The sequence below is a fragment of the Clostridium sp. genome (assembly GCF_051656525.1).
Classification (GTDB): Bacteria; Bacillota; Clostridia; order Clostridiales; family Clostridiaceae; genus Clostridium.
In genome coordinates, this window is the sequence record NZ_JBOGCC010000262.1 from 1 (window position 1) to 10,558 (window position 10,558).

The 10,558-nt window shown below is 27.2% G+C and carries 8 protein-coding genes and 1 pseudogene; all 9 read left to right on the plus strand.

The annotated features are described in order from the left end of the window. Window positions 1–2,245, plus strand: a 2,245-nt coding sequence (gene pglX, locus ACRDDY_RS12965; RefSeq protein ID WP_438565363.1) for a BREX-1 system adenine-specific DNA-methyltransferase PglX, incomplete at its 5' end; no start/stop codon positions are given. Between the two features lie 28 nt (window positions 2,246–2,273). Beyond that, window positions 2,274–3,374, plus strand: a complete 1,101-nt coding sequence (locus tag ACRDDY_RS12970) for an AAA family ATPase (RefSeq protein ID WP_438565364.1) — start codon at window positions 2,274–2,276, stop codon at window positions 3,372–3,374. Then, window positions 3,374–4,045 carry a DUF4276 family protein gene (locus tag ACRDDY_RS12975; protein WP_438565365.1) on the plus strand — a complete coding sequence of 224 codons (672 nt, stop codon included), beginning with the start codon at window positions 3,374–3,376 and terminating at the stop codon, window positions 4,043–4,045. The genes ACRDDY_RS12970 and ACRDDY_RS12975 overlap by 1 nt, the downstream gene beginning before the upstream one ends. 130 nt (window positions 4,046–4,175) lie before the next feature. Then, entirely contained in the window at window positions 4,176–4,823 is a 648-nt protein-coding gene (locus ACRDDY_RS12980) for a hypothetical protein (protein WP_438506047.1), read from the plus strand. Window positions 4,824–4,844: 21 nt separating this feature from the next. Next, window positions 4,845–6,896, plus strand: coding sequence for an McrB family protein (locus ACRDDY_RS12985; RefSeq protein WP_438565366.1), 2,052 nt, complete (start codon window positions 4,845–4,847; stop codon window positions 6,894–6,896). 1 nt (window position 6,897) lies between these two features. Beyond that, window positions 6,898–8,142 carry an McrC family protein gene (locus tag ACRDDY_RS12990; protein WP_438565367.1) on the plus strand — a complete coding sequence of 415 codons (1,245 nt, stop codon included), beginning with the start codon at window positions 6,898–6,900 and terminating at the stop codon, window positions 8,140–8,142. Window positions 8,143–8,226: 84 nt separating this feature from the next. Continuing rightward, window positions 8,227–9,879, plus strand: a complete 1,653-nt coding sequence (locus ACRDDY_RS12995) for an AAA family ATPase (protein ID WP_438565368.1) — start codon at window positions 8,227–8,229, stop codon at window positions 9,877–9,879. A 118-nt stretch (window positions 9,880–9,997) separates the two neighbouring features. Continuing rightward, a complete protein-coding gene (locus tag ACRDDY_RS13000; protein ID WP_438506930.1) occupies window positions 9,998–10,162 on the plus strand; it encodes a ribbon-helix-helix domain-containing protein in 165 nt (54 codons plus the stop codon). Between the two features lie 12 nt (window positions 10,163–10,174). Next, window positions 10,175–10,558 (plus strand): annotated as a pseudogene (locus ACRDDY_RS13005) (hypothetical protein); the annotation flags it as partial.

A 10,558-nucleotide genomic window follows, 5' to 3' on the forward strand; every position in this document is an offset into this window, starting at 1 on the left:
AAACTTAGGGCAGATAGCTCTATTTGCAGGAACTTGGAACATGGAAGAGGACTTAGAAACTCTAAGAAGACTAATAACTCAACAAGAAAACATGACACAAAAATATGACGTAGTAATCACAAACCCACCTTACATGGGAGGTAAAGGATACTCAGACATATTAAAGAAATACATAGAGAAAAACTACAAGGACAGCAAAGCGGATTTATTCTCAGTATTCATGGAAAGATGTAGCGAATTCACTCAACAAGAGAGATACACAGCTATGATAACTATGCACTCTTGGATGTTTTTAAGTTCTTTTGAAACTTTAAGAAAAAATATAATTGATTCATTAGAAATTAATACTTTAAACCACTTAGGAACAAGAGCCTTTGAAGAGATAGGTGGCGAGGTTGTTCAAACGGTATCGTGGGTTACTAAAAAAAGAGTTCCAACTTTAAAAGGTAGCTATATAAGATTAGTTGATTACAACAACTCTGAGTGGAAAGAAAAAGAGTTCTTCAATAAAGAAAACTACTTCACTACAAACCAAAAAGACTTTGAAAAAATCCCGGGTAGCCCTATTGCTTATTGGGTGAGTGAGAGGGTTAGAGAGATATTTGCAACTAGTGAAAAACTTGGGGATGTAGGAAATGCAAAAACCGGAATGACGACAGCTGATAACGATAGATTTTTAAGAAATTGGTATGAAATAAATGACGTATCAAAAGAAGTTTTAGCAAAAACTTTTGAGCAAAGTTTTTTTTCTAAAAAATGGTACCCTTATAATAAAGGAGGAGAATTTAGAAAATGGTATGGAAATCGTGAATATTTAATTAATTGGAAAAATAATGGACAAGAAATAAAAGAAAATAAAGATAAAAATGGGAAAAAATTAGCCTCAGTGAGAAGCGAAAATTTATATTTAAAAGAATCACTTACTTGGTCTTTTGTAAGTTCTTCTTCATTTGGAATTAGATATTCACCTATAGGAACTTTATTTGACAATGGAGGTTCATCATATTTTACAAGTAATGAAAATATAAAATTTATTTTAGGATTATTATCAACAAAATTAGTTCATAATTTTTTAATGTTATTAAATCCTACTTTAAGTTTTCAATCTGGGAATGTTGCAAGTTTGCCAATTTTATTTTTAAAAGACAAGCAAATGAAAGAGGGAGTAGAAATTAAAGTAAGCGATTTAATTAATATTTCTAAACAAGAATGGGATTCTCGTGAAACTTCATGGGATTTTGAAAAATTAGGGTTGATCGAAGGAAACAGTTTAAAAGAAGGTTATGAGCAATATTGTGAATATTGGAAAGAACAGTTCTTTAAAATGCATAGTAATGAAGAGGAATTAAACAGAATGTTTATCGAAATCTATGGTTTAGAAGATGAGATGGATGAAAAAGTTGAACTGAGTGATATAACTCTTTTAAAGAAAGAGGCTAACATAGTGCATGGTGAGTTAGTATTTAATAAAGAAGAGTTAATGAAACAATTCTTATCATATGCAGTTGGATGTATTATGGGAAGATATTCTATTGATAAACCAGGACTAATAATAGCCAACTCTGATGATATTATGAAAGTTGAAAATAATAAAATAGTTATAGAAAGCAAAGATGCAGAGATTAGACATGAGATAACTAATCCTAGATTTATTCCTGATGCTCATGGAATAGTTCCAGTGCTAAGAGAGGACAGCTTTGAAAATGACATTGTAAGTAGAGTTATAGAGTTTGTAAAAGCAGTTTATGGAGAGGATACTCTCCAAGAGAACTTAAACTTTATAGCAGAGGGTCTAGGTAAGAAAAGCAGTGAAGATGCAAAAGATGTTATAAGAAAATACTTTATAAAAGATTTCTATAAGGATCATTTACAAAGATATAAAAAGAGACCTATATACTGGATGATGAACAGTGGTAAAAAAGATGCATTCTCTACTTTAATATATCTACATAGATATGAGGAGAATAGTATAGGAAGAGTAAGAGCAGACTATTTATTACCATACCAAGAGATACTAGACAATCAAAGAGCATACTATGAGAGATTAAGTAGTGATGAGAACACTACTCCAAAAGATAAAAAAGATGCAGATAAGAGATTAAAAGAGTTAGATGCAGAGTTAAAAGAGTTAAAAGATTATGCTAATGAAGTTAAACATATAGCAGACCAAAAGATATCTCTGGATTTAGATGATGGAGTTAAACTGAATTATGAGAAGTTTGGGAAGATATTAAGTAAGATATAGCAATTTAGGTAAAAGGTAGGTGAGTTAAATGATTGAAAGAATTTATATAGAAAACTATAAATCTATAAAAAAATTAGATATAAATCTTAATATGATAAATATTTTAATAGGTGCTAATGGTGCAGGAAAATCTAATTTTATATCATTTTTTAGATTTTTAAACTCTATAACAAATAAAAAAATGCAAACACATATTTTAGAAGAAGCTGGGAGTGAATATATATTGCATCATGGATTAAAAAATTCAGAATATATTAAAGCAAGAGTTGAATTGACAGAAGAAGACATATCTAATTACTATTCTTTTTCTCTTTTACCGAATACAGAGGGAAGTTTATTTTTTGAAACAGAAAATTTAGGGTATAAAGATAAATCAAAATATGATAGATTTTATCACTATGAAAATAACTTTGCTAAAGGATTAGAAAGTGGAATCACAGAGTTTAGAGTAGAAACAGAAAAAGTTCAAAAAATGGTAGCTAGTAGATTAGGTGAATACAAAATCTATCATTTTCATGACACAGGAAAAACAGCTCGAATAAAACAGTCATTTAATCTTTATGATAATGAGTTTTTATATACTGACGCACGGAATTTAGCTTCTTTTTTATACAAACTCCAAGAGACTAATAGCATAGTTTTAAGTAAAATTGAAAAAACAGTAAGATTAATAGCTCCATATTTTGATAAATTCTACTTGAAACCTAATCCCTTTAATCAAGAAGAGATAAGGTTGGGATGGAAAGAAAAAAATTCAGAGATGATATTTAACGCTAATCATTTATCTGATGGAACTTTGAGAATGATTTGTTTAATAACTTTATTTTTACAACCAGATCCACCTAAAACAATAATTTTAGATGAACCAGAGCTAGGATTACATCCATTTGCTTTAAAAGTTCTAGCTGATTTAATAAAAAAGGTTGCTAAAAAAAATATTCAAGTAATTATTTCAACTCAGTCTGTAACTCTTGTTAATAATTTTGAATTAGAGGATATTATTGTAGTAGATAAGGAAAATACTGAATCAACATTTAAAAGAATGGACATATCAGAATTCACAGAGTGGCTAGAGGATTATACAATAGGTGAACTTTGGGAAATGAATTTATTAGGAGGGCGACCATAATGGGGAGAGTTCTAATAGTTGTTGAGGGACAGACAGAGGAAAAGTTTGTTAAAGATATTATGATTCCATATTTTCATTCTAAAGAAATATATGGTGATTTAAGAGTTACAATACTTCCTAGTAGTATTTTAAATAATGGAAAAAGACACAAGGGTGGAGTTATAAAATTTGAAAGTGTTGTAGGATATGTAAAAAGGTTAATTAATTCTGCAGATTATGTGACTACTCTTTTAGATTACTATGGAATAGATAGAGAGTTTAGAGGATACAAAGAAAGTTTACAAAAGTCTGATATAAAAGAAAAAAAAGAACTTATTGAAAAGGAGTTAGAGTTAGAAATAATGAATCCTAAATTTATTCCATATATTCAAATGCATGAATTTGAAGGATTATTATTTTCTAATCCAGATAGTTTTATATATATTGATGAAAAAAATCCATCATTAATTGATGAAATAAAAGTTGATATATCAAGGTATTTGACTCCAGAACATATAAATGATAGTCCTACAACTGCACCATCAAAAAGATTAGAAAAATACTACGAAGGATATAGTAAAACTATTGATGGTCTTATAGTTGCTGAAGATATTGGAATTGCCACTATGAAAAAAGAGTGTCCCTTATTTAAAGAATGGATAGAAAAAATAGAAAGATGTCTAAATAAGTAATTAAAGGCTTAAAGTAGATAACTTTAATGACATTGTGAATAATGGAGATTATCTTAAAGAGAGGAATTATATTTTCTCTCTTTAATTCTATTAGGAGAAAAATGAAAAAATAAACCAAGGGAGTGATTTTATGGGGAAAAATCAATATTTAGGTGGAGGAACAAAACTTTCTATATATGACAGAAAGAAAAATTTGATAAAAAAAATACATCAGCAACTAAAATCTAATATAGCACAGAATTATATTGCATTACCAAGTCTTGAAGAATATTTTTCTGATTATGAAGAGGACGATTTAAAAGAGATTTTAGAAGATGTAAGAATAGATTATAATGGTAGAAGAAAATATTGGTTTAATTTAGTTAAAGAGCATAATGCTAAAGATGATGTAAATAAGAAAAAAGAGTTAGAAGATAAAAAACCTCAAAAAGCTATAACAGTTGTAAACTTACCTATTGAAAAGATAATAGGTGAGCTATATTTTGTTAAATATAAAAATAAAAATATAGTATTCGAGAAAAATAAACTGGTAAAAAAAAGTAATATTGAGTTGCTATCTCCTGGATTTATAGTTGAATGTCACATCAATACAAAAAATCCTAATCCAATGTTGCTAAAAGCTAAATATATACATAAGGAATCGTTATGTCATGTTATATATAAGAACAATGCTAAAAAATCTATCTATGCAAAAATAAGTGGCACAGATTTATACTTTGAATATAGATGTGAAGATAAGTATTTAAAAAGCAAGTTAAATGAATTTGTTAGAGTTTAAGATTATAAGGGGGAACAAAAATTGAGATCATTATTAAATGAATTTGAAGAGTTTTTGAAAGAGTATGATTTTAAAGAAAATGATTGGTATAAAGACCTTAAAAAATGGATTGAAATATTGCAGAATATAAAAGAAAGTTTAAAAGATAAAGAAAATGTAAATAGAAATGAGTTGGAGAATATAATAAATTTATCTTCTAATGGAGAGCTAAAAACTATTGATGATTTTTTAGAAAGATATTTTTTCAAAGTTGAAAACGGAATATCAGATGTAGGACAAGGAAATATGTACAATGCTGATAGAGATAAAGTAAGAAAAAAAATTGACAAAGATATGCAATTAATTATTTCAATGTTAAAAGAGTCAGATATTCAGAAGGTAGAAAATTTATTAATAGAATTATTAAATACTAAAAAAAATTCATCTTCTAAAGAGAGAAATTATAGGGCAGTGAGATATAGATTTTTATGTGCTTTATTTCCAGATAGATTTACTTCAATAAGTTCTTATGATAAAGTTTTAAAGTTAAAGAATGAATTACAAAAAAAATATAAAATAAATTTTAGACCATTAACTTTTATTGAGATTCAAAAAAAATTAATGTATGAATTAAGTGATTCAAAAGAGGATGTTTATAAAAAATTAATATTTTACTGGGAACTTTATAAAAAGCTATGTGAAAATACAAAAATGTCCAGTAATTTAGTGTTACCAGAGAAAGATATTATTGATAAAAAGCCTTTAAATCAAATTCTATATGGTCCACCGGGAACAGGAAAAACTTATAATACAATAGATAGAGCAATTGAAATATTAGATAATGAGTTTTATATAGCTATTAATTCTGATGATACTTTAAATGATGAGGAAAAAAGAAATAGACTTAGGGAAAAATTTAAAGAATACAGAGACAATAGTCAAATTGAGATGATAACTTTTCATCAATCATATAGTTATGAAGATTTTGTAGAGGGAATAAGAGCAGAGATAGATGAGAGTGAAAATATTAGTTATAACGTAGCTAATGGAATATTTAAAGAGATTTCTAGAAGAGCATTGAAAAATTTAAAAAACAGTGAAAACACTAATGACAGGAAAAAAGATTTTGAAGATGTTTTTAAAGAGGTTATTTTAGATAAATTAGATGAAGAGAAAGGTTTAGAGGTTAAAACTAAAAAATCCTATTTTACAATAACTGACATAACTGAAAAAAGTATTCATTTTGATAAATTTGCAGGAAAAAGTAAACATTCACTTTCAATAGCAACACTAAAAAAAATGTATGAGGCTGGAGAGAATAATTCAATAAAAAATGGATTGGAGCCATACTATACTCCAATATTAGAAAAGTTATTGGCTAGCTCTAATTATTTAGAAAAGAAAGATGAATTAAAAAACTATGTATTGATTATAGATGAAATAAATAGAGGAAATATATCTAAAATTTTTGGAGAACTAATAACTCTAATTGAAGATAGTAAAAGAATTGGAAATGATGAACAGATTAAAATAACACTACCATATAGTAAAGAGAGTTTTGGCGTGCCTAATAATCTATATATAATAGGAACAATGAATACAGCAGATAGAAGTATAGCTTTATTAGATACAGCTCTTAGAAGACGTTTTGAATTCATTGAGATGATGCCCCAATTAGATTGTTTATCTGAAAAAAGCATAGAGGATGCACCAGAAATCAATATAAGTAATTTTTTGAAAGTTATTAATGAAAGAATAGAATATCTTTACGATAGAGATCACACAATAGGACATGCATATTTTATAAATATAAAAACCCTCCAAGATCTTAATAATGTTATGAGAAACAGAGTAATTCCTCTGTTGCAAGAGTATTTTTATGACGATTGGGAAAAGATTCAACTTGTATTAGGAGATCATGAAAAGCAAATTGGAAAATCTGGAAATAAATTTATTATTAGTGAAAATGTAATTAGTAAGAGTATATTTGGATTTAATTTAGATGATATGGAGTTAAGCGAGTTTAGTTATAGAGTTAATGATGAATTTACAAGGGAAAGTTATCTGAAAGTTTCTGAATTTGGAGAAAATTAAAATGAATGATAAAAGAAATATAACTCTAACTGAATATAGTTCTATTTTTATAGGAGCAGAAAACGATGGAAAGAATATAGCTGTAAATAAAGAAACTTTTGAAGAGATTGAAACCTTTGTATTACAAAACTCAGATCATGTTCAGTATCTTAAATTAGGACAAAATAAAAGAGGAAAGTTTCTTCAGGCTCAAAATTATGTTGGAATAATTCAAACAAAAAGTGGAAGAACTATAGAAATACTACCTAAGATAACTAGGTTAGATGAAGATGAAGATATAGAAAAAAGTAAAAAAATTCTATTAAAGATGTTAAGAACTCTAAAGGATTCTCCCTTTAAAACTACAAAAATAGCTAATTTAAAGGTTGAAAAAATGACCCTTTATGAAATTTTTATAAAGATGTTTTTAGAGGAGTTATCATTACTTCTAAAAAAAGGAATAAAATCAAATTATATAAAGAAAGAGGATAATCTTAAATATTTAAAAGGAAGGTTAAAAATATCTGACCAGATTAAAAAGAACTCTATTCATAAAGAGCGATTTGCTGTTGAATATGATGAATTTAGCCCAGATAGAATAGAGAATCAGATTATAAAAACTACGCTAGATTTTCTTTATAAAAAATGTACAACCTTAACTAATAAAAAGAGAATTAGAGAGTTTAAATTTGTATTTGAAGATATAAAACCCATCTATGACTACAATAGTTGTTTTTCAAAAATTAAGTTAGGGCGAGATATGAAAAACTATGAACAGGTTCTAAAGTGGTGTAAGATCTTTCTTTTAAATAATAGTTTTTCACCATATAAAGGTAGCGAAATTGCTTTTGCCCTACTTTTTGATATGAATAAGCTCTTTGAAAGCTATATTGGGGATTACCTAAGAAAAAAAGATGAGATTGAAAACCTAAAGTTACAGGATAGAGAGCATCATTTAGCGTACATAGATAGAAGTGCAAGATTTGGATTAAGACCAGATATTGTAATAGAAAAAGAAAATGAAATTATTGTATGTGATACTAAATGGAAAACTATGTCTAAGGAACCAAGCCAAGAGGACGTGTATCAACTATATGCCTACGGAACAAAGTATGAAAAATGTAAAAAGGTTTATTTAATCTATCCTTTTGTAGATTCTAGTAATCCTTTAAAATATGATTTTGGGATAGGAAAATCATTAGAATTAGAAGTGATATATTTTAATCTTCATATGAATGATTTTCATGAAAGAGGGATAGAAATCTGAGAGAGAAAGTAAATTATGAGAAGTTTGGGTAGATAGTGAAGAAAATATGATATAATTAAAGAAAAGGTATAAGAGGTGAAAAAGATGGTTAAGAAAAAGTTACCTGTAGGAATAGATGATTTCAAAGAGGTAATAGAAAACGATTATTACTTTGTAGATAAATCTATGCTAATAAATGAATTGTTAGATAAAAAGTCTAAAGTAACACTGTTGCCAAGACCAAGAAGGTTTGGGAAAACTTTAAATATGTCAATGCTTAACTATTTCTTCAGTATAGAGGACAGAGAAAATAATAGAAAGCTATTTGGAGGATTAAATATTTCAAAAACAGATAAGATGGAATATGCAGGAGAATATCCTGTTATATATATAAGCTTAAAAGATATAAAATTTCGTAGTTGGATGGAGTGTTTTGGTGCCTTAAAAAATTTAATCAGCAATTTATTTCAATCTAAAATATATATCAGAGAGTCTTTAAATGAGATTCAAATAAAAAATTTTAATGATATTTTAATGAGAAATGAAAACGCAGACTATACGAATGCTTTAAAAGATTTGTCTAGCTATCTAGAGAGTTATTATAAAAAGAAAGTAATCATTTTAATAGATGAATATGATACACCTTTAGTAACAGCTCATTCACAAGGATACTATGATGAAGCGATATTCTTCTTCCGTAATTTTCTGAGTGCAGCACTAAAAGGTAATCCATATTTAGAGTTTTCAGTACTTACTGGAATATTGAGAGTTGCAAAAGAAAGTATATTTTCAGGATTGAATAATCTTGTGGTATCTACAATTTTAGATAATGATTTTAATTATTTTGGTCTTACAGAAGATGAAGTAGAAGAATTATTAAAATATTATGAATTAGAGTATGAGCTAGAAGATGTAAAAAAGTGGTATAATGGATATAGGTTTGGAAAGAAATTAGTTTATAATCCCTGGTCTTTAATTAATTTTGCTAGTAAAAATGAGCTTAATCCATACTGGGTAAATACAAGTGATAATAGTTTAATAAAAGAATTATTAGACAAAAATGATTCTAAAGTAATAGATGATTTAAAAGCTGTATTTAGTGGGAATGAAATAGAGGAAGTAATCACAGAAAATATTATATTTTCTGATTTAGAAGATGTAGATACAATATGGTCACTGATGTTATTTTCAGGATATTTGACTTATGATAGATTTGAAATATCGGAAATAACTGGAGCAAAAACATATTTTTTAAAGATTCCTAACTATGAAGTTCAATCATTTTTTAAGAATACTTTCATAAAAGAGTACAGTCATGGGAAAACAGCCATGTATTTTAAAATGTTAGAAGATTTGTATAAAGGCGATGTTAAGAAATTTGAATATAAATTTAAAGAGTTGTATTTATCCGCAATAAGTTATCACGATAGTGGAGATAGCGAGAAGTATTACCATCACTTTATGCTAGGGCTTCTTTTAACATTAGGAGATAAATATATAGTAACTTCCAATAGAGAGAGTGGCTATGGAAGATATGATATAGCTTTAGAACCGAAAGATAAGAAAAATTTTGGATTAATATTTGAGTTTAAAATAGGGGATAAAAATTCTATTCATGAGAAAGCAAAAGAGGCTTTAGTTCAAATAAATGAGAAGAAATATGATGTAGCCATGAAAAATAATGGAATATCAAAAGTAATAAAGATAGGAATGGCTTTTAGTGGTAAAGATGTTGCTATTGAAAGTGAGATTAATTAAGAGGGGATATTTTAGAGAGAATGTAAAAATTCTCTCTTTTTTCTTGCCATAATAAGGTTAATGAGCTATACTTTATTAAAAAGTTTTATCTACATAAAACTACATAAATGGAGGGAAGATGGCTAGACCAAAATCAGAGATTGAACGAAAAGCTTTAAATACAAAGATAGATGTAAAACTATTTCAATTATTAAAAAAAATAAATAGCGAAACAGGTATTCCAATCAATAGACTTTTAGAAAATGCTATTAGAGAAAAATATTTAAAAAATGATGATAAATAATGAGAGGTAACTATGGAAAGTGAAAAAATAAAAGAATTATTACAACATAGATTTGATATAACACCTATTTATCCAAAGAAAAGACACATAATCTTTTGGTATGATGAGGGTGGAGCTTTTAAAGATAGTTTAGATGAACTTAATCTTAGAGATGTTAAGATTATAAAGTTGGAAAAAAGTATTAATAAAAAAGAGGAAGAGATTGATATCAATATATTTAAAACTAAATATACTTTAGAAGTACTAGATTTAGAAAGTAACTATCTAATTTATAGTGAATATCCAAGACCAGAAAAAGATAATGAAAACTTTTTATTAGATGTTGAGAAGTACTCAGAATACTTTAAAGCTGATAGAACAGCTATGATAGTAGAGGAACTTTCTTTAGATAGATTG